Source organism: Paenibacillus sp. sptzw28, from assembly GCF_019550795.1.
Classification (GTDB): Bacteria; Bacillota; Bacilli; order Paenibacillales; family Paenibacillaceae; genus Paenibacillus_Z.
The window spans coordinates 459,668-479,500 of sequence record NZ_CP080545.1; the positions used below are offsets into that span (position 1 = coordinate 459,668).

Annotated in this window: 21 protein-coding genes; 15 read left to right on the forward strand and 6 right to left on the reverse strand. The window is 52.0% G+C overall.

Going from position 1 to position 19,833, the window contains the following annotated elements; genetic code table 11:
- Positions 1-135 precede the first annotated feature (135 nt).
- Entirely contained in the window at positions 136-642 is a 507-nt protein-coding gene (locus tag KZ483_RS02115) for a GNAT family N-acetyltransferase (RefSeq protein ID WP_258881507.1), read from the forward strand.
- On the opposite strand, the gene KZ483_RS02120 is transcribed toward KZ483_RS02115, so the two are convergent.
- Complete coding sequence (locus KZ483_RS02120) at positions 639-941, reverse strand: hypothetical protein (RefSeq protein ID WP_220351148.1); 303 nt, start codon at positions 939-941, stop codon at positions 639-641. The genes KZ483_RS02115 and KZ483_RS02120 overlap by 4 nt on opposite strands.
- Before the next feature lie 211 nt (positions 942-1,152).
- Between KZ483_RS02120 and KZ483_RS02125 the strand changes: the two genes are divergently transcribed.
- Both KZ483_RS02125 and KZ483_RS02130 read left to right on the forward strand, forming a co-directional pair.
- Complete coding sequence (locus tag KZ483_RS02125) at positions 1,153-1,494, forward strand: class I SAM-dependent methyltransferase (protein WP_220351149.1); 342 nt, start codon at positions 1,153-1,155, stop codon at positions 1,492-1,494.
- A complete protein-coding gene (locus tag KZ483_RS02130; protein WP_220351150.1) occupies positions 1,491-1,679 on the forward strand; it encodes a hypothetical protein in 189 nt (62 codons plus the stop codon). The genes KZ483_RS02125 and KZ483_RS02130 overlap by 4 nt, the downstream gene beginning before the upstream one ends.
- Positions 1,680-1,804: 125 nt before the next feature.
- Here KZ483_RS02130 and KZ483_RS02135 read toward each other — a convergent pair whose 3' ends face one another.
- Positions 1,805-2,824: an aldo/keto reductase gene (locus KZ483_RS02135; RefSeq protein ID WP_220351151.1), complete on the reverse strand. Its 1,020-nt coding sequence runs from the start codon at positions 2,822-2,824 to the stop codon at positions 1,805-1,807.
- A gap of 219 nt (positions 2,825-3,043) precedes the next feature.
- Between KZ483_RS02135 and KZ483_RS02140 the strand changes: the two genes are divergently transcribed.
- The 3 genes from KZ483_RS02140 (at position 3,044) to KZ483_RS29010 (ending at position 6,167) form a co-directional block, all read left to right on the forward strand.
- Positions 3,044-4,543, forward strand: a complete 1,500-nt coding sequence (locus KZ483_RS02140; protein WP_220351152.1) for an IMP dehydrogenase — start codon at positions 3,044-3,046, stop codon at positions 4,541-4,543.
- 321 nt (positions 4,544-4,864) lie between these two features.
- Positions 4,865-5,932, forward strand: a complete 1,068-nt coding sequence (gene pyk / locus KZ483_RS02145) for a pyruvate kinase (protein WP_220351153.1) — start codon at positions 4,865-4,867, stop codon at positions 5,930-5,932.
- Positions 5,933-6,083: 151 nt separating this feature from the next.
- Entirely contained in the window at positions 6,084-6,167 is an 84-nt protein-coding gene (locus tag KZ483_RS29010; protein WP_220353208.1) for a putative holin-like toxin, read from the forward strand.
- A gap of 210 nt (positions 6,168-6,377) precedes the next feature.
- On the opposite strand, the gene KZ483_RS02155 is transcribed toward KZ483_RS29010, so the two are convergent.
- Together KZ483_RS02155 and KZ483_RS02160 are read right to left on the reverse strand one after the other, a co-directional pair.
- Positions 6,378-6,926 (reverse strand): DUF6022 family protein, encoded by a 549-nt coding sequence (locus KZ483_RS02155; protein WP_220351154.1) that lies wholly within the window; start codon positions 6,924-6,926, stop codon positions 6,378-6,380.
- Positions 6,923-7,411 (reverse strand): MarR family winged helix-turn-helix transcriptional regulator, encoded by a 489-nt coding sequence (locus KZ483_RS02160; protein ID WP_220351155.1) that lies wholly within the window; start codon positions 7,409-7,411, stop codon positions 6,923-6,925. Before KZ483_RS02160 ends, KZ483_RS02155 begins: the two co-directional genes overlap by 4 nt.
- A 485-nt stretch (positions 7,412-7,896) precedes the next feature.
- On the opposite strand from KZ483_RS02160, the gene KZ483_RS02165 reads away from it, so the two are divergent.
- From KZ483_RS02165 to ald, 9 genes are all read left to right on the forward strand, one after another.
- Positions 7,897-8,502: a hypothetical protein gene (locus KZ483_RS02165; RefSeq protein WP_220351156.1), complete on the forward strand. Its 606-nt coding sequence runs from the start codon at positions 7,897-7,899 to the stop codon at positions 8,500-8,502.
- Positions 8,503-8,930: 428 nt separating this feature from the next.
- Positions 8,931-9,707: an ABC transporter ATP-binding protein gene (locus KZ483_RS02170; RefSeq protein ID WP_220351157.1), complete on the forward strand. Its 777-nt coding sequence runs from the start codon at positions 8,931-8,933 to the stop codon at positions 9,705-9,707.
- Positions 9,708-9,710: 3 nt separating this feature from the next.
- The gene (locus KZ483_RS02175; RefSeq protein WP_220351158.1) at positions 9,711-10,523 is read left to right on the forward strand and encodes an ABC transporter permease; all 813 of its coding nucleotides are present in this window, start codon (positions 9,711-9,713) and stop codon (positions 10,521-10,523) included.
- Positions 10,523-11,428, forward strand: a complete 906-nt coding sequence (locus tag KZ483_RS02180; RefSeq protein ID WP_220351159.1) for an ABC transporter permease — start codon at positions 10,523-10,525, stop codon at positions 11,426-11,428. The genes KZ483_RS02175 and KZ483_RS02180 overlap by 1 nt, the downstream gene beginning before the upstream one ends.
- 160 nt (positions 11,429-11,588) lie before the next feature.
- On the forward strand, positions 11,589-12,692 hold the full coding sequence (locus KZ483_RS02185) for an ABC transporter substrate-binding protein (RefSeq protein WP_220351160.1): 1,104 nt from the start codon (positions 11,589-11,591) through the stop codon (positions 12,690-12,692).
- A 184-nt stretch (positions 12,693-12,876) separates the two neighbouring features.
- On the forward strand, positions 12,877-13,761 hold the full coding sequence (locus KZ483_RS02190) for a nitrilase-related carbon-nitrogen hydrolase (RefSeq protein WP_220351161.1): 885 nt from the start codon (positions 12,877-12,879) through the stop codon (positions 13,759-13,761).
- 16 nt (positions 13,762-13,777) lie between these two features.
- The gene (locus tag KZ483_RS02195) at positions 13,778-15,283 is read left to right on the forward strand and encodes a CoA-acylating methylmalonate-semialdehyde dehydrogenase (protein ID WP_397376142.1); all 1,506 of its coding nucleotides are present in this window, start codon (positions 13,778-13,780) and stop codon (positions 15,281-15,283) included.
- Positions 15,284-15,304: 21 nt separating this feature from the next.
- Complete coding sequence (locus KZ483_RS02200; RefSeq protein WP_220351162.1) at positions 15,305-16,684, forward strand: aspartate aminotransferase family protein; 1,380 nt, start codon at positions 15,305-15,307, stop codon at positions 16,682-16,684.
- Complete coding sequence (gene ald / locus KZ483_RS02205; protein WP_220353210.1) at positions 16,684-17,802, forward strand: alanine dehydrogenase; 1,119 nt, start codon at positions 16,684-16,686, stop codon at positions 17,800-17,802. Before KZ483_RS02200 ends, ald begins: the two co-directional genes overlap by 1 nt.
- 26 nt (positions 17,803-17,828) lie before the next feature.
- Here the strand turns inward: ald and KZ483_RS02210 are convergent, their stop codons facing one another.
- Positions 17,829-17,969 carry a hypothetical protein gene (locus tag KZ483_RS02210; protein ID WP_220351163.1) on the reverse strand — a complete coding sequence of 47 codons (141 nt, stop codon included), beginning with the start codon at positions 17,967-17,969 and terminating at the stop codon, positions 17,829-17,831.
- Positions 17,970-17,999: 30 nt separating this feature from the next.
- Complete coding sequence (locus tag KZ483_RS02215; RefSeq protein WP_220351164.1) at positions 18,000-19,685, reverse strand: PucR family transcriptional regulator; 1,686 nt, start codon at positions 19,683-19,685, stop codon at positions 18,000-18,002.
- Positions 19,686-19,833: the final 148 nt, after the last annotated feature.

Consider the following 19,833-nt stretch of genomic DNA (forward strand, 5'->3'; position numbering starts at 1 on the left):
GAGGAGACCGTTCTGATCCGTATGAAGCGTCTACTAAGCCAATAGACGGATGCGGCCTGCGGGAGCGGCTTGAAGCGCTTCCGCCTTTTTCTTGAAATGTAAAACAGGACGCTATACATTGGTATAAGGAGTTGAATGATGCACATCCGATTATTAGAAAGCTCAGATGCGGAAATTTACAGAGATATCCTTCTTATGTCGCTTAAGGATAGTCCTGAAGCTTTTCTGACCACTTATGAGCTTGAAAAAGAAAAATCAATTGAAATGATACGGAATAATTTAATGCCATCCGATAGTCAATTTACGTTGGGTGCTTTTAATAAAAATAACAGGTTGGTTGGAATTGTAAGGTTTATCCGGGAAGACAATTTGAAAACAAACCACAAAGGCAGTGTTATTGGCATGTTTGTTTTACCTGAATGGCGCGGACAAGGAATAGGCAAGGCATTAATGAAACAATTGATTAAAAAAGCAAAAAAATGTGATGGGCTTGAGCGAATTAATTTAACCGTGATCTCAAATAATGATACTGCCAAGAATCTTTACAGATCAATCGGTTATGAGGTATACGGTTCAGAATGCAATGCTATAAAGACTGATGGACAGTATTGGGACGCAGATTTTATGGTGTTGATTATCTAGTTTAATCCATCAGAAAAATAGCGGCCGCAGCTAAATTTGGCTCGTTCGTACGCCGGAGCAAGATATTGAGATCCGGCCATAGTCGACTCTCTTAGGGTGCCTGCTCGCGCAGTGCGCCCATTTTTCATTTTCCCGCTATCGAATATCCAAAAAATCCATTCCGCTATGTCCAAAAAAGCCATCCAAAAAAAGCAGAACATGGTAAAAGTGATATACACGGCTATACGGCGGCGGTGGCCAATAGCGTCAGCAGCGTGAGCGTTCGCCGGAAGCTTGAGCCCGGCATTTGCGATCTCCATTTACGGAAATATCCGAAATTTCGGTTATCAGGCTTCAGCAAAACTTAATTTACCCGGGTGAGAAAATAAACTTTCAGGTCATTCAAACCATTCGTATGCTCTCTGCGGCCGGCGCGAGATTTCCGGGTGTGCAGGACGCTAAAATGAGAACAATCCAGATACTAAGCGCTGATTTGCTGCTGCGGATATGAAGGGGAATCCGCAACAGTATTTGAGGAAACATATCGGTTACCTGGGTGACGTGAAGGGTAAGAAGATCGCCGTTTTACTCGGGAGCAGCGGTCGCAAAGCGATCCCTCTTGCCATATTGGGCGGATTGGTCACCGTCGTCGATATCTCACCCGAGAACCAGCGGTACGCGCTGGAAGTGGCAAGAGAAGCAGGGGTGGAAATTGAATATATCGTATCTGACGTATTTGAGATAAACATGGACAAGCTGAAGCATGCCTATGATATCGTCTACCTGGAAGGCGGAATTCTTCATTATTTCGCAGACCTCGCGCCGTTTGCCCGCATTGTCCACGATTTGTTGAAAGCGGCATGTTTGCGTTGAGCGAACAAGAGGAATTCCCGGATTGTTTACTGCGTTACTGGACCCTCGGGGAGATTGTCAGCGCAGTGGCCGCCTCCGGATTAGTGATTGAAGAGCTGGTTGAAGAGCCTAGAAGTGAGGGGAGCCGGCTTCTTCCTGGAAGCATCACGCTTGTCGCGAACAAATACAAGGTCGAGAGAACGTAAGGCTGGCACTTGTCTCCTCCGGAGAGAAATTGGATCTTGCCGGCCAGGAGACTACTAAAAACCGTCAGGGTGATTCCCTGACGGTTTTTTTAGCTTCTCGGCGGCGGAATAACTGCTTATTCCGTTTATTTCAGCGCTTCCACAACGCGTCCATCGAGTGTCATGGTCGTGAACCAGTTTGGATACAGCGGCACCGGGCGTGTCAGCTCATTCAGCTTGGCGGTTTCTTCCGATGTCAGCTGCAGGTCGACCGCACTTAAATTATCATCGAGCTGGGAAGGTTTACTCGAGCCTACCAGCACGCTGCACACATGAGACTGCGAGAGGAGCCAGGCGAGTGACACTTGTGCCGGTGTTGCGCTATGATTTTGCGCAATTTCCCGGACGGCATCCAGCACTGTAAAACCCCATTCCTTATCAAGGGGGAGAAAATCAAAGCCGCTCAGGCGGTTATTCGGATCGCTGAGATTATCGCGGGTGTACTTGCCGCTTAAGAAGCCGCCGGCGAGTGGACTCCACACCGTCAATCCGACTCCGCAATTGTTCATGAAAGGAACCGTATCGTGCTCGATATCCCGGCCGACTAAGGAATAATACATTTGCCCGTTAATGAAAGTCGCCCAGCGGCGCTCGTGCTGGATCTGAACAGCCTGAGCAGCCATCCATGCAGGCCAGTTGGAATAACCGATATACCGAGCCTTGCCCTGCCGGACAAGATCGTTCAATGCCCCGAGCGTTTCTTCGAGCGGAGTAAACGGGTCCGTCTTATGAACAATATACAGATCGATATAATCGGTGTTTAAACGGGCCAGACTGGCATCGCATGCATCGAACAAATGCTTGCGGGAGAGCCCGGATTGGACCAGACCCGGACCCATTCGATTGCCGGCTTTCGTGGCGATTACGGTTTCTTTCCGCCGTGCGCCCAGCAGCCGTCCCAGCATTTCCTCGCTTTGTCCGTCGGCATATGCATCCGCTGTGTCGAAGAAATTGATCCCGGCTGCGAGCGCCCGGTCTACCAGCTCCTGCGACTGGTCCTGTCCTACCTTGTAGACGCTTGGAATATTCCCGTAGCCGAAGGTCATAGCCCCGAACGCCAGCTTTGATACGATTAACCCCGAATTGCCCAGTTGTACGTATTTCATAAGTTCCGCAACCTCCGTCATTAGACTTGTGTCCTGCTTGATTTAAGTATATAAGGTAACAATACCCTTTTCTTGAATAAAATCATCATGATATTGAACAAAATGCTCATTCAATTAACTGCCGGGTCTATCAGGCCCTAAATTCCCATTGACCGCCCTCCCTTTCGGTGATAGAATTGAAAAAATTTACCCAAATGAAGGGCAGGGAGATCCGAACTCATGGCAACCTATTACAATGAACCGTCGCGGACATTCAGCGAGTATTTGCTCATTCCGAATTTGACGACCAAGGATTGCAATACCGCTAACGTCAGCCTAAAGACACCGCTGGTTAAGTTCAAGAAAGGCGACAGCCCGGCGTATTCGCTCAACATTCCGTTCTCCTCGGCGGTAATGCAGTCTGTTTCCGATGACAGAATGGCAGTCGCACTGGCACGCTGCGGAGGTATCTCGTTTATCTTCGGTTCACAGCCGATCGAGGAACAGGCCAAGATGGTCCGCAAGGTCAAAAGCTATAAAGCCGGCTTTGTTGTCAGCCGCTCGAATCTCACCCCCGATCACACCCTCCAGGATGTATTGGCTTTGAAAGAGAAGAACGGACACTCCACCTTCGCCATCACCCACGACGGCACCCCCAACGGCAAGCTGCTGGGCATCGTGACGAGCCGGGATTACCGGATCAGCCGCGATTCGCCGGATAAGAAGATAAGCAGCTTTATGACACCCTTCGATTCACTCATTTACGGCAAATCGGGCATTACCCTATCTGAAGCCAACGACCTTATCTGGGATCACAAGCTTAATTGCCTGCCGATCGTAACGGGCGACCAGTGTCTCGACTATCTTGTCTTCCGCAAAGACTATGATGCACATAAGGAATATCCGTACGAGCTGCTTGATACCAATAAAAGCTACATCGTCGGGGCCGGCATTAACAGCAAGGATTACATGGAGCGGGTACCGGCGCTTGTCGAAGCGGGAGTAGACGTGCTGGTCATCGACTCGTCGGATGGGTACAGTGAATGGCAGCGCGAGACGATCGAATACGTCAAGGCGAACTTCGACGTGAAGATCGGCGCCGGTAACGTAGTCGACAAGGAAGGGTTCCTCTACTTGGTGGAAGCCGGAGCGGATTTCGTAAAGGTCGGGATCGGCGGCGGCTCCATATGTATCACGCGCGAGCAGAAAGGAATCGGACGGGGTCAGGCGTCGGCAGTAATCGAGGTTGCGGAAGCCCGGGAGAAATATTTCGAAGAGACGGGCATTTACGTCCCGATCTGCTCGGACGGCGGCATTGTCCACGATTACCACATCACGCTTGCCCTCGCCATGGGAGCGGACTTCGTTATGATGGGACGGTATTTTGCCCGTTTCGACGAGAGCCCGACACGCAAGCTGAAGGTCGGCAACAATTTCGTGAAGGAATTCTGGGGTGAAGGCTCCAACAGAGCGCGGAACTGGGAACGGTACGATACAGGCGGCAAGTCGGGTCTGCTGTTTGAGGAAGGCGTGGACTCTTATGTGCCTTATGCGGGCGGCCTTCAGGAAAATCTGGACAAGACGCTTGGCAAAATCAAATCGACCATGTGCAACTGCGGTTCCAAGACGATTGAAGAGATGCAGCGCAATGCGCGCATAACGCTCGTGTCGGCTACCAGTCTGGTCGAAGGCGGCGCTCATGACGTGATCCTGAAGGAAAGCGGTCTGTCCGGGGAATAAAAAGCCGCGGCGAGCAGCTAAAATGAGTGCGAAATGAGCGTATTCTAATAGACATTGGGCTTTTCTAATTAGAAATACACGGCGTAATCTAGTAACCTTGAAGCATAACCTTTTTTTCTGCTCCTCTAAAGCGGCTCAAGAACCGCCCAGAGGAGTTTTTTTTATATCCACGCGTTCTATATTGTCTCGAACACCCCGCTTGATCGTTACTTTCCCCGGGCTGAAGCGGGAGGAGCGTGTTTTTACCTGCGTTTTACGTTTATACATAATAAAAGGCAAGCGTGTGCTTATGAACAAAAAGCTCTTAGGAGGGATATAGCAATGAGTATTGACATGATTTGCACAATCGGACCTGCCAGCTTCTCCCCTGCGGTGATTAGAGAGTTGATTCTTGGCGGAATGACGACCGCCAGATTAAATCTGTCTCACGGCACCCATGACAGTCATAGGACAATCATTCGTAATCTAAGGGAAGCCAGCAGTGAAATCGACAGGCCTATCCGAATAATGGGTGATCTTCAGGGTCCTAAAATCCGGTTGGGAGAGATCGAAGGAAACGGCGTTTTTCTCGAAGAAGGGCAGCCCTTTGAGCTATTGGTTACTCCTATTACCGGCAACGTTCACAGAGCGGATATCGACTACCCGGGCATAACAGGTGACATTGGTTCAGGCTCGTTGATTCTTATTAATGACGGCATGGTCAAGCTTGAGGTCACTGAAGTCTCCTCCCAGCGGATAAAAACCAAAGTGACGGTCGGCGGTCAAATAAGCAGTAATAAGGGCGTCAATTTCCCCGGAACGAAACTGAACATTCCCGCACTGACGGATAAGGACCGGGAGGATCTCGCGTTCCTGCTCGAAGAAGGGGTCGATCTGATCGCCTGTTCATTCATCCGCCAAGCTGTGCATCTGGAACAAATCAGGGATGTTTGCCGATCTTTGACCGGAAGCGTTCCCAAACTTGTGGCCAAAATCGAAACGGTGGAAGGCGTGAAAAATTTCCGTGATATAGCGGCCCATTCGGAAGGCATTATGATTGCAAGGGGCGATCTCGGAGTTGAACTGCCGTTTGAGCAAATTCCGCTGATTCAAAAAGCGCTCCTCAGGGAATGCAGGATTTCCGGCACCTACGTCATTACGGCTACTCAAATGCTTCAATCCATGATTGACCAACCGATACCAACCCGAGCTGAAGTGACGGATATCTTTCAGGCGGTCCAAGACGGTACGAATGCGGTTATGCTGTCGGGCGAGAGCTCTGTGGGCAAATATCCGATCCAGTCCGTCAAGGTGCTGAAGTGCGTCTCCCTCTATGCCGAGGAGATCGCTCGCGGGGAGTCCTACACCCTTGATGACGTATACGCCCGCTATCCTTTTAAGGCCACCTGACAAGGGTTCGTATCCAATGCGATTTTGTTAAAAGAACACCTCTGATGAATAGAAAAAGCCTTACCGTATTGGAAGGCTTTGGTTTATAATACAGTTAAGTACATAGTAAGGCTTAAGGGCGGTCGGCATTCCTCCGAAAGGAGGTGATGCTATGGAAGTGCACCAGGCTTTGACGCTAATGATTTCATTCGCGACATTGGTTGTGTTGATACTTTCTTTCCGTAAAAGGAAATAGACCGCCCTCCGACAAAGGTTAACGGTCTATTCCTGTCACTTTTGTTTGTGCCGCCTTGATTCGGCCGTAGATGTTAGCGCATCTGCGGTCTTTTATTAGTTTAAGCATATCATTCCTGTTTTAGACGTTCAAGAATATCGTGCATAAAAACCTCTCTGTTAAATTGAGATATGGGCAATCTTGTCATGCGGAGAATGTCCAGTCCAAAATTCAGTCTTCGCTTTGCTGGCTGCGCAGGTATTCTTCGTATTCAGCGGTGAATTCGAGCGCATGCTTGAAATCATTGGAACGGAGAGAGAGCCCCGCAACGACCTCCTCCTTACCGACCTCGTTTAAGGCGATAATTTGAGGCGGACGGGGAACGCGGAACTGCGTGTGATCGTGGAACACAATGGTGACTATCGTGCCGAGTGCATCGCCGTTTGCCGAATAAACGGTGCTCCACATCCAGCGCTGCTGGTCGGTTTGTTCCTTGCTGCCCCATTCTCTCGAGATGTCGAAATCGCCGGGGAATCGAGGCTCAGGGCGCAGGTCCGCTTCTTTAAGCTGCTTATGAACAGGCAGATACAATAAGTTCAAATACGTTCCGTATGCCATATCGCCGGCCTCGCGGTAGGCTTCCAGCAGCTTTTCCCGATCATTTTGCAGCACGGTTTGCCAGTTTTCGGCGATATGACCCTCGATGTATTGCGCAATTGCGTCAATTCGGCTTACCTTGCTTTCCTGAAGAAGCTCCGTTAGCGGTTTCATCTGGTTCATGGTTTATCCCCCTTTAATTGTCCTTCTCCGCCGGCTGCTGCAGCATCTTGCTCAAGGCTTTCGCTTAACTTGCGCAGTGTCGTGACGGCTTCCTGTAAGCTCTCCAAAGAATGACTCCTTCCTAGTTCATTCGCCCACTCGGTATGATGTCGCTCTACGTATTGAAGCGCTTCGCGCCCGGCTGGAGTTAGCGCCATGAGTTTGGCACGGCGGTGATGAGGGTTCTCCCGATACTCGATGAAACCCTCCCTCTCCAACGCATCGGCGGTCTGCTGTACGCTTTGACGCGACAGCCCCATCACGCGGGCCACGTGAGCGACGGGAGCAGCGCCATGCTCCACCACGCCAAGCACCTGCCAACGGGCGCTGCTTAGACCGACAGGCTCGGTTAATCGGTCACCGGCTTCTAGTAATAGTCCATTGAGACGAAATACCGCCAGGACCAGTTCTGTGAATGTACTTCCAGAAGTTGTTAGTTTATTCATATGACAACATTATGTCAATATGACAGGGTATTGTCAATATGAAATTGAGAAAAGCAGATCGTTTACCGCCCGCTTTCGAGAATGTGGTTTGAAGCCATTCCAGGATGGTATGATGGGTCAAGGTCATATACATTTTATAGGGAGGATGGTGAGAAATTTCGAGAATCTCATTATTAACGTGCTTTCGTATCTTTTTTCCAAGCATAGATGTTTGGTGTTTACCTCATTCAATCAAGCGGACTACTTTAAAACGGTAGGGAAGTTACAAAATCATGGAGTTTCTTACCGAACGAGGATCTCAAGCCAAAATACCGGAATGCCGGGGGCAAGTAGAAACGATTTAAACCAATATGATATCTTTGTCAAAAAAAGTGAGGAAGACCTTGCGGAGAGAGCGATAAACAGTAAGTTCTAGGCCGCACGCATAATGGAAAGCAATAGAAAGACCATGTTCAATTTGAACGTTAATTCATTGGAGGCAAAAAATGTTGATTAATTTGTTTAAGAAAACCGATCTTAAAGCTTCTTTTTGGAAGTGGTTTAGTAATAAGGAAAACGAATTATATTTGAATTTTGAAGAAAATAAAGACCACTACATGGACGAAATAAGTGAAAGACTTAATGCAATCGATCCAAACTTAACATTTGAAATAGGGACAATAAATGATGAAGTAAAAAGGCAATTTATTATTTCTGCTGATGGAATAGCAGATTCCTTCGAGTCTGTTGAGAATCTCTGTAATGCAGCACCAGCCTATAGTAATTGGATAACAGTGAAATTTAGACCTCGGATGAGCTCGGAAAATATAGAAATAAGTATGGGGGATGTTGAGCTTTCCTACGATGATATTTACTTCATACATGAGAATCATAGGCATTATGTTGATTTAAAGATTTATATAAGAAATTACGACTCAAAGGATAATCGTTACGATTTTTCATATTTTATTCTTTTAGATTCATTAGTTGGGGAATATGATGCCGTTGCAAAAATAGGTGACACAAGCTTTTATCCCCTTACAAATGATATAAGAGAAAGAGCTAAGAAATTTGTCGAGTTAACGTCAATTGTTGATGAGCTTCAAAATTGATTCGAGTTTTCTTCACGTAACTTCTCCTCCGAACCCAACACCATCAAGGAAGCGCTCTTACTTTTGAAGTTTAATATTTCATGGTTTTCAAGAGTCCAACCACATAGTAATTCCCTTTCTTCTTTTACCTTTTATTATAACTGCAATAAATTAGCATGAGTACATTCTCGATACGTTTTTGCGTGCATGTAACCGGGAATACGCGCATATTTTCAAACATGTCCTGTCTAAAGGAATGAATAGACAACCAATTATGTCATGTTTTATGACATCTAAATCTGATATTGGTCTTTCGCTGGACAAATTGACTGAATTTTCAGCCGTCTATTTTACCTTTTGTCTAATGTCAGTCATGTATTATGGGTGTACCATGTAAGTAAATGTGACGCAAGACGGGTGATACCCAAGATCGGGGAGTGAGGAATGTCATGACGGAAACGGTTATTCCCGAAATTGAGCTCGATCAGATCAGCATGAAGTTTGGAACCGAAACCTCCGATGTGCTTGCGGTCGGACAGGTCAGCTTAAATATCGCCAAAGGCGAGTTTGTCTCTCTTCTGGGCCCTTCGGGCTGCGGCAAGACCACGCTGCTTCGGCTGATGGCCGATCTGATTCAGCCGACGAGCGGCACGATTAAGGTCGCCGGCAAGACAGCTAAAGAAGCAAGGCTGGCACAGAAGTACGGCATCGTTTTTCAGAATCCCGTCCTCTACGATTGGAGAAAGGTTAAGCATAACATTACCCTGCCGCTTGAGCTGATGGGCATCGCAAAGGCCGAAAGACACAGGAAATCCGAGGAATTGCTGGAGCTTGTCGGTCTTCAGGGCTTCGGAGATAAGTACCCCTGGCAGCTGAGCGGGGGGATGCAGCAGCGTGTAGCCATCGCCAGGGCGCTGTCGATGGAACCGGAAATATTGCTGATGGATGAGCCTTTCTCAGCGCTCGATGAATTTTCCCGGGAACGCCTGAATGAAGAGCTGTTGTCGATATGGAGCAAGGTGAACAACACCGTTGTTTTTGTAACGCACAGCATCCCCGAATCGATCTTCTTGTCCGACAGGGTCTTTGTCCTCTCTCCCCACCCGGGGAGGCTGTCCGCAGTTGTGGACATACCGCTGCCGCGTCCGCGCACGAAAGACATGAGGAACAGCGCGGAGTTCTTCCGGCTCATCGCACAAATTCGGGATTGCTTTGAAGGGGTGTAAACCATGAAGGGCCACAGCATCCGGAATCACAGTCGCACACTCCCTATAGTCATATGGGCGGCAGCATTGCTCATTATATGGGAAGCCGTTTCATGGTTTATGCTGCATGTGCTGCATACGCCTCTGGCCCAGTCCAAGCTGCCATATATCCACGAAGTAGCCCGAGCGTTCGGTGAATACGGCGGCACCCTGCTGAAGGAAGGCGGAGTCACCTTCGCCAATGCCGGCATGGGGTTTCTGCTTGGCGGCGCTGCCGGCGCACTTCTCGCGATACTAATGAGCGTCTCGAAATGGATCGAGCACCTCACCTTTCCTTATGCCGTCGCCTCCCAAATGATCCCGATCCTGGGTCTCGCTCCGATCCTCTACGGGATCGTTCACGATGAGCAAGTGGCACGAATTCTGATCGCCGGATACATTACTTTCTTCCCTGTTGCTTTGAATATGCTGAGAGGACTTCGGAGCGTCAATCCTTCCGCTCTTGAATTGATGTACTCATATGCAGCCAAGCCGTGGGCGGTTTATTGGAAGCTTCGTTTTCCCGCCTCGCTGCCCGGATTGTTCAGCGGGCTGAAGATCGCTGCGCCGCTGGCTGTCACCGGCGCGATACTCGTTGAGCTCATGGGCGCCCAGCACGGGATCGGCGTTATTATGCTCCGAAATTTGTACTATGGACCGTCCCATGTGTATATGTTCTGGTCTACCGTATTAGTCGGCGCACTGCTGGGTGTGTTCAGTTATCTGCTCATAGGTGTGGCGGAGCGGCTGGCAGCCCCTTGGCAGCCCGAGTACCGCAATAGGGGAGGTGGCCGCTGATGGAAGGAAATTCGGCAGGAGAGCGCGCACTCGTGACTCGTTATTCCCCGGATGCGGATACCTCTGCGCCGTCGGCAATTCGGGCGATAGACGGTGAATCGCCTTCCGTAATCGCGGCCAATAAGAGACGGAGGCTCAGCGTCGCTCCCGCAATCCGGATCGGGCTTCCGCTCCTGGCGGGCTTGCTGTTCCTGGCTGCATGGCAGCTGCAGCTGTTTCATTCCCTCTTCAACCTGAAAACCTATCAATTGCCGCTGCCGTCGGCTATCGGAGAAGCGATGGCGGATAATGCGGGCCTTCTCTTATCCTATACCGGCTATACGCTTACCGAAGCCGTGCTCGGAATGCTGCTAGGCTCCTTGGCGGGATTCTTCGTTGCTTTGGCAGCAACCGTTTGGCCGAGGTGGGGTTCAGGCGGAGTGCTGCTAATCGCTTCCCTCAACGCCGTGCCGATCGTAGCGCTCGCTCCAATCATGAACCTGTGGTTCGGCGACGGGATCGGATCAAGAGTTGCGATCGTTATGGTAAGCACGATGGCGGCCATGGCCATCAATGCGAATAAAGGCATGAACGCGGTTGACCCGCTGGCACTGGATTTAATGCACTCCTATGCGGCAACGAAGAGCGAAGTGTTCCGGTATTTGCGTTTTTCCACCAGCCTGCCGTATGTCTTTACCGCCTTGAAAATTAATACGACGGCCAGCATGATCGGAGCGATCGTCGGCGAGTTTTTCTTCTCGTCCCGGGGACTCGGGTATCTGCTTTCCAACTCGATCAAAGTGGCCAAAATGCCTTTGGGCTGGTCCTGCATCGTCGTAGCGGCGGTTGCGGGCGTCATCTTCTATCTCCTTATGGAACGACTTGAGAAATTGTTCATTCGCTGGCATCCTTCGCAGAGAACATGATGCAGTATGAATGAAACGGACTCTGCACAGCCGGCTGAGCGTGAGACAGATACACAAGTTTGCGCGGCCGATCTCATATCTCATATCTCATATACCCGTGCACAATTGGCACTACGCTGTGTTTCAAACATTATTACGGATCAAGAGGGAGAGAGAATCGATGGAGAAAAAGAAACCGAAATACCGAAGGGCCATGCTGTTAGCCGTAGCCATGCTGTTTGCAACCGTGCTCGCCGCATGCGGCGGCTCGAACGGGAACACCAAGACAGACGAGCCTGCTGCAGCGAACGCGGCAGGAGGAACGAATGAGCAGGCGGCCGGTGCGAATAAGAGTGCGGATCCGGTGACGGTCAAGCTGCAGCTCAAATGGGTGCCTCAGGCTCAGTTTGCCGGTTATTACGTCGCCCTGGACAAAGGCTATTACAAAGACGAAGGGCTGTCGGTTCAAATTCTGCCCGGCGGACCGGATATCGTGCCGGAGCAGCAGGTGGCGAATGGGGCTGCCGATATCGGAATAGACTGGGTGGCCAGCCTCCTGGCACATCAGGAGCAGGGACTCCCGCTTGTCGAGATTTCGCAAATCTATCAGAAGAGCGGGCTGGTGCTTGTCTCTAAGAAATCGGCCGCAATCAACTCGCCAGCCGACCTGAAGGGCAAGAAGGTCGGGAACTGGATGGGCGGGAACGAATTCGAGGTGCTGGCTCTATTCGACAAATACAAGCTGGACCCGAATAAGGATCTCCAGTTCGTGAAGCAGGGCTTTACGATGGATCAGTTCCTCGGCGGGGAATTGGATGCGGCTTCCGCTATGACCTACAACGAATACCAGGTGGTGCTCGAGCAAGGGATACCGGAGAAGGATCTTTCGGTTATCGATATGAACAAAGAAGGCGTCGCCATGCTGGAGGATAACCTGTTTGCGAACAAAGATTGGCTGGCTGCCAATAAGGAGACGGCCGCGAAATTTATCAGGGCCTCGCTCAAGGGCTGGAAGGATGCGATTGCAGACCCCGAGGCGGCAGTGGACAGCGTCATGAAGGTAGCCGAGGAAGGCAGCACATCCCGGGCTCATCAGCTGAAGATGATGGAGGAGGTTGCCAAGCTTGTCGCGCCTGAAGGCTTCGATACCGCGAAGCTCGGTTACATCGACGATGCCATGTTCAAGCAAACGGCCGATATTGCACTGAAATTCGGCGTTATCAAGAAAGCTGCCGACCTCAAAGAGGCGTACACGAATGAAATCGTGGATATGGCGATGAAATAAAGAAGTAGGGATTAAAAAACGGAGCGAACCGGGGAGATTCCGGAGAAACGAAGTGACCGCCTTTGTCCGCGGGAATTTCATCATTAGAGGGTTCATTATATAAGGAAATCTGGGGAAAACAGCGATCGAAAGAACGTTCCGCACGCGCAGTGAGAGCTTATACGTGAATCCGAAAGGAGTGTGAATGATGGATACGGTAAGGATCGGTCTCATTCAAGCGCAGCATGACGTGAACGGCGAGGAGCCGGTAGAGAAACACAAGGCGGCGGCGATCCGGAAGCATATGGGGCTGGTGCGCGAAGCGAAGAAGCAGGGCGCCCAGATCGTATCCCTGCAGGAAATCTTCTACGGACCCTATTTCTGTGCTGAGCAGACCGCCAAATGGTATGAGGCGGCGGAGGAGATTCCGAACGGTCCTACAACCAAGCTGTTTCAGGAGCTCGCCAAGGAGCTTGGCATCGTCATCGTCCTGCCGATTTACGAACGAGAGGGTATTGCCACCTATTACAATACGGCAGCGATGATCGATGCGGACGGAGCCTATTTGGGTAAATACCGGAAACACCACATTCCCCATGTTGGAGCGGGCAGCCGAGGCTGCGGATTTTGGGAGAAGTATTATTTTAAACCGGGCAACCTGGGATATCCGGTCTTCGATACGGCGTTTGCCAAGGTGGGCGTCTACATCTGCTACGACAGGCATTTCCCGGAGGGCGCGAGAATGCTAGGTCTGAACGGCGCGGAAATCGTCTTCAACCCCTCCGCCACCGTGTCGGGCACCTCCGAATATTTGTGGAAGCTGGAGCAGCCTGCCCATGCGGTAGCCAACGGCTACTACATAGGCGCGATCAACCGCGTGGGCTATGAAGCGCCGTGGCATATGGGCGAGTTCTACGGCCAATCATATTTGGCCGATCCGCGGGGAAGCATTGTCTCAATCGGCAGCCGCGACCGAAGCGAAGTTGTGATCGGGGATATGAGTAAAGCCCTGATTCGTGAAGTCCGTGAAAGCTGGCAGTTCTATAGGGACCGCAGGCCTGAGACGTACCGGGAGCTTACTGAGCTTTAATGCCGGGTGAGGTTGAATGAAGCAGCGGAGAGGGGCGGTTCGTATGGCGGTAACGGCTTCAGCCACACCGAAGAAAATAAAAAATATGATCGGCGGTCAGTGGGTCCAGCCGGAAGCCTCCCACTATGAGGAAGTGCCCAATCCCGCCACCGGTGAAGTGATCGCACTTGTGCCGATCTCTACCAAGGAGGAACTGGACCGGGCGGTCGAAGCGGCAAACACGGCGTTTCAAGCCTGGCGGAAAGTGGCTGTCCCCCGCAGGGCGAGGTATCTGTTCCGTTACCAGCAGCTGCTCATTGAGAATTGGAGGGAGCTCGCAGCACTCATTACGGCCGAGAACGGAAAAAGCTACGAGGAAGCATACGGTGAAGTCCAGCGCGGCATCGAATGCGTCGAGTTTGCCGCCGGCGCGCCGACGCTTATGATGGGCAGTCAGCTCCCCGATATCGCCACTGGTATTGAGTCGGGCATGTTCCGCTATCCCCTTGGCGTTATCGGCGGCATTACGCCGTTTAATTTTCCGATGATGGTGCCATGCTGGATGTTCCCGCTTGCCGTCGCGTGCGGCAATACTTTCGTGCTCAAGCCTTCCGAACGGACTCCCCTCCTGGTAAACCGGTTGGGCGAGCTGTTCGGGGAAGCGGGATTTCCCCAGGGGGTTCTCAATATTGTGCACGGAGCGCATGATGTGGTGAATGGAATGCTGCGGCACGAGGACATTAAAGCGGTGTCGTTCGTCGGTTCGCAGCCGGTGGCGGAATATGTGTACAAGACGGGAGCGGCTGCGGGGAAACGGGTTCAGGCGCTGGCAGGCGCGAAAAATCATTCGATCGTCCTAGAGGACGCCGATCTCGATCAAGCCGTGAAGAATATCATTGGGGCAGCTTTCGGCTCGGCGGGCGAGCGCTGTATGGCCTGTTCCGTAGTAGTCGCGGTTGAGCCTGTCGCGGACGAACTGGTGAGCCGGCTCGCGGAAGCTGCGCGCGGGCTCGCCATCGGCAACGGTATGGACGAGAATGTGTTTCTCGGCCCCGTCATCCGGGAAGCAAGCAGAGAGCGGACGATCCGCTATATCGAGACAGGGATAGCCGAGCAGGCCGAGCTTGTAGTCGACGGAAGAGGCGTCCCGACGCCTGTGAAGGAGAGCGGGAGAGGCGGATATTTTATCGGCCCAACGATCTTCGACCGGGTCCAGCCGGGGATGACAATTTGGAAGGACGAGATTTTCGCCCCTGTCCTCTCGGTGGTGCGGGTGAAGGATTTGAAAGAAGCCATCGCTGTTGCCAATCAGTCCGAATTCGCAAACGGGGCTTGCATTTATACCGACAGCGCGAAGGCGATCCGCGAGTTTCGGGAAGAGATCGATGCAGGCATGCTGGGCGTAAATCTGGGCGTCCCTGCACCAATGGCCTTCTTTCCTTTCTCCGGCTATAAAAAATCCTTCTACGGAGATTTGCATACTGGCGGACGCGACGGCGTCGAATTTTACACCCGCAAAAAAATGATAACCGCCCGTTATTAACCGGGATGAGGAGCTGATCGCATGGTGGGCCAGAATAACAATGAAACCGCAGAAGACATGATTGATAAAGACCGTAAATACTTATGGCACAATATGACGCCGTACAGCGAGACGGATCGTCCGATGGTTGTGACGGAAGCGGCCGGATCATGGATTACCGACCATAATGGAAAACGATATTTGGATGCCATGTCGGGACTATGGTGCGTCAATGTCGGATATGGAAGACAGGAACTCGCCGAGGCGGCCTACAAACAGCTATCCACACTCCCGTACTACCCGCTCACCCAAAGTCATCTGCCCGCTATCCGGCTCGCGGAGAAGCTCAACGAGTGGCTCGAAGGCGAATATGTCATATTCTTCTCCAACAGCGGTTCGGAAGCGAATGAGGCAGCCTTCAAAATCGCTCGCCAGTATCATGAGCAGTCCGGCGACCACAACCGGTACAAATTCATTTCCCGGTACCGCGCTTACCATGGAAGCTCTATGGGCGCCCTTGCTGCTACGGGGCAGGCCCAGCGCAAGTATAAATATGAACCGCTTAGCGGCGGATTCCTGCATGTTTGTCCCCCTGACAGCTACCGCCGGCCCGCAGGCCAGTCGGTCGAGGATTTTAACCGGCAGTGCGCGCAGGCGATCGAAAATATGATCTTATGGGAAGGCGTGGAGACGATCGCGGGAGTCATTATGGAGCCGGTCATTACGGGCGGCGGCATCATCGTCCCGCACTCGGTCTATACGGATAGAGTTCAGGAAATCTGCAATAAACACGGCGTGCTGCTTATCGTGGACGAGGTCATCTGCGGATTCGGCCGTTCGGGGGAGAAGTTCGGGCACCTCAACTTCGGCATGAAGCCGGATATCGTGACGATGGCCAAGGGCCTGACCAGCGGCTACCTGCCGCTTTCCGCTACTGCGGTCCGCAAGGAAATTTATGAGGCGTTCAAGGATCGGGAAATGTACAGCCATTTCCGTCACATCAACACATTCGGCGGGAACCCCGCTGCCTGCGCGCTCGCTCTGGAGAACCTTGAAGTGATGGAGAGGGAGAATCTGGTTGACCGCGCACGGGTACTCGGGAACCGGATGAAGGAAGAGTTTGCGGAATTGCTGGAGCACCCGCTTGTCGGAGATATCCGCACCTTCGGTCTGCTTCTGGGCATCGAGCTGGTTGCGAACAAGGAGACGAAGGAACCGGCTTCCCCGGCGGTCGTCAAGAAGATCATGGGTGAGTGCAAAAGCGCCGGCCTTATCATCGGGAAGAACGGGGATACGGTGGCAGGCTTCAACAATGTACTGACATTCGCTCCGCCATTGTCCTCTACTGATGATGACCTGGCATTTATCATTCAAACCTTCAAGAAAGTGATGAGCGATCAGATCGAAGGTGTTCCGTCATGATTACGATCGGCGTTCCCAAGGAAATCAAGAATAATGAGAACAGGGTAGCGATGACGCCCGCCTCGGTGAAGGAATACGTCAGGTCCGGGCACAGCGTCCGGGTTGAAACGGGCGCCGGGGCGGGAAGCGGCTTCGCGGATCAGGATTACCGCGATGCGGGAGCGGCCATCGTCACGGGGGCGGAAGAGGCATGGTTCTCGGATATGGTAATTAAGGTGAAGGAGCCGCAGCGGGAAGAGTACCGGTATTTCCGCAGCGGCTTGATCCTCTACACTTATTTGCATCTGGCGCCGGATCCCGGGCTGACCGATGCGCTCGTCAGCGGCGGCGTAACCGCCATCGCGTATGAGACGATTCAATTGGATAACGGCAGCCTGCCCCTTCTGACTCCGATGAGCGAGGTGGCCGGCAGAATGTCCGTCCAGCTGGGCGCGCGTTTCCTGGAAAACGCGGGTGGAGGTAAGGGTGTTCTGCTTGGCGGCGTTCCGGGGGTTGAGCCAGCCCGTGTCGTCATTATCGGCGGGGGCGTCGTAGGGACCAACGCTGCGAAGATGGCTGTCGGGCTGGGGGCGGACGTCACTTTGCTGGACATTAGCCCGGACCGCTTGCGCCAGCTGGATGACCAGTTTGGCGGGCGGCTCAAGACGGTCCAGTCAAACAGCTATACGATCAGGGAAGCGGTAAGGCGGGCGGACCTGCTGATCGGCGCCGTCCTGATTCCGGGAGCTCGGGCTCCGAAGCTTGTTACCGAAGATATGGTGAGAGAAATGCAGCAGGGCTCGGTAATCGTCGACGTAGCGATCGATCAAGGCGGCTCGGTTGAGACAATCGACCGGATAACGACTCACGATAACCCGACCTATGAGAAGCACGGCGTCATCCACTACGCCGTCGCGAACATACCGGGGTCTGTCGCCCGAACCTCCACAATCGCGCTTACCAACGTGACAACAGGCTACGGCCTGCAAATCGCGAATCGCGGCTACAAGCAGGCGGCGGCAGAGTTTCCGGCCATTGCCAAAGGCATTAATGTGACCGACGGCAAAGTGACCTATCAAGCGGTTGCCGAAGCGCAGGGGTTGGCATATACCGATATCCGCCGGGCGCTGAGCGGGTAAGGGTGTCCGGCCAGGTGGAGATGGGTCTACTCCAGCTCCGGCGGCAGAATCATTCGTGTTGCCCGGCTGGTTTGGCGCTCGGATGATTCGGATACGCGGTCTTCTCCAGCCGAGCGGATATGTACAATCCGGATGCAGCTGAGTGAAGCGGCATCCGCCGCTACCAACTGATTGAACTTTCGCAGCGCCTCTCCTTGTTAGCCGCCCGATATTTTGTGATTATCGCTGAACTTCTCGGGGTGCAGCAGTTGGTAGGCTCGCAGCGCGACCTGGATGGAGATGCGGTTCTCCGGAGCCATGAAATCCTCGCCCAGCAGCTCCGTTATTTTCTCCAGCCGGTAGTAGAGGGATTGCCGGACGATAAACAGCTTCTGGGCCGCTATTTGCTTGGAGCCGTCGTGGTCCAGATACACCTTGAGCGTAAGGAGCAGGTCGCTGCCTTTCACTTGGTCGTGATCGATCAGCGGGCCCAGATAATTGCGAATAAAGAGCTGCAAAGTTTTCCCGTCATTGAGGCCGAGCAGCAGCTGGAACACCCCGAGCTCTTCGTAGAACAGAATCGGCTTCCTGTAGCAGGCGTAGAGGGACAGTGCTTGCACGGCTTCCTGGTAGCTGCTGTAAGCATTTCTTAGGTGGCTGTAGGATTTGCCCACCCCGATCAGCAGCCTGAGGTCCTTCAGCTTCTCGTCCGCCTGAATAAGGTGGAGCGACGCCAGTGCCTGCTGCAGTCTCGCTTTGGTACCGACCTTCGACTTAATATCAAGCGCGATGACGGCGAGCCGGTTGTTCTTGAGCGTAATGAGCGGACGGAACGAATGTTTCTCGAGCGTGGAACGTAAAATCAAAGATAAATGCAGTCGAACGGACTCCCATTCGTGGTCAGGCATGCTCAGCCGCTCGTCGTACAGGTTTTCAATTTCAATCAGGCAGACCCGGTAATTCAGCTCGTTCAGCCGTTTGAAATCCGGGCCGATCAAAGCTTTAATCTGCTTCTCATCGTCCAGTCCGCCGTTCATTAGCTCGTCGACCCACAGGTTTTCCGAGTACAGCTTTCGCTCTTCCATATAACGGGTGCGCAGAAGCTCTTGGGCAATTGACAAAGAAGCCGAGTCCAGGAGCAGATAATCATATTCCCCCGGCTTATGGTCGCAGAGCATCATTATATACGCCCAGTTCTGATCCATCGCGCCTATCGGCTTCAAGATCGCGGAAGAATTGCGGTATTCCCGGAGGGCAGGAGCCGTATTGGGCTTGATCTCATCAAGCTCGCCCCAGCAAGCATCGGCAAATTCAACCAGCGGAGCTTGATCTTCCGGCGATAAGGCCGGGAAGAACAAGGGTTTCCCTGGTAACGGCCGGTATATAAGCTGTGATCCGGTGCTCTTATACAGCAGCTTCAGAACGCTCATTTTCCCTTGCGAAGTAAGCGTAAGTCGATGAAATTCTCTGGATAGACTCTCGAGCTGCCGAAGCATTGTATGATGACGGTTAATGATCATCGAATGCAGATCCTGCGTAATGTCGACAAAACGAACGGTATGCGGAAACAGAATGATCGGAAACCCATGAAGATTCGCGAGCTCCATCAACTCTTCCGAAACCGACTGAAAGTACGGTCCGAGCTCGATGCATAAGCAGGCGGCGTTCTGTTTGATCAGATTTTCCACGAAGGTGACGGACGAAGCGGCTTCCAGATTAAACCCGAGACCTGTGGTGAGAATCATCTCTTCGCCATGAATCAGCGTTTCGAAGCTTGTAATTTCCAAAATATGCACCCACCGGATTTGACGATGCAGCCCGTTTTCTCCCGCAACCACCAGGGCATTGTGAAAAAGAGGCCGGTGCAGCGTTTCCCGAACGGTAAGATTGCGCTTCGAATCCATCCAACCCCTCGCTTTCGCACATATTCAATACCGCTATAATAGAAGTTTGTGTTAAATAATATAACATATTGAATCAAATCTTTCATAGATTGCTGAGAGATACCACGCGTATGTATTAATAACATTGAAAATTTCTGAACATTTTAAT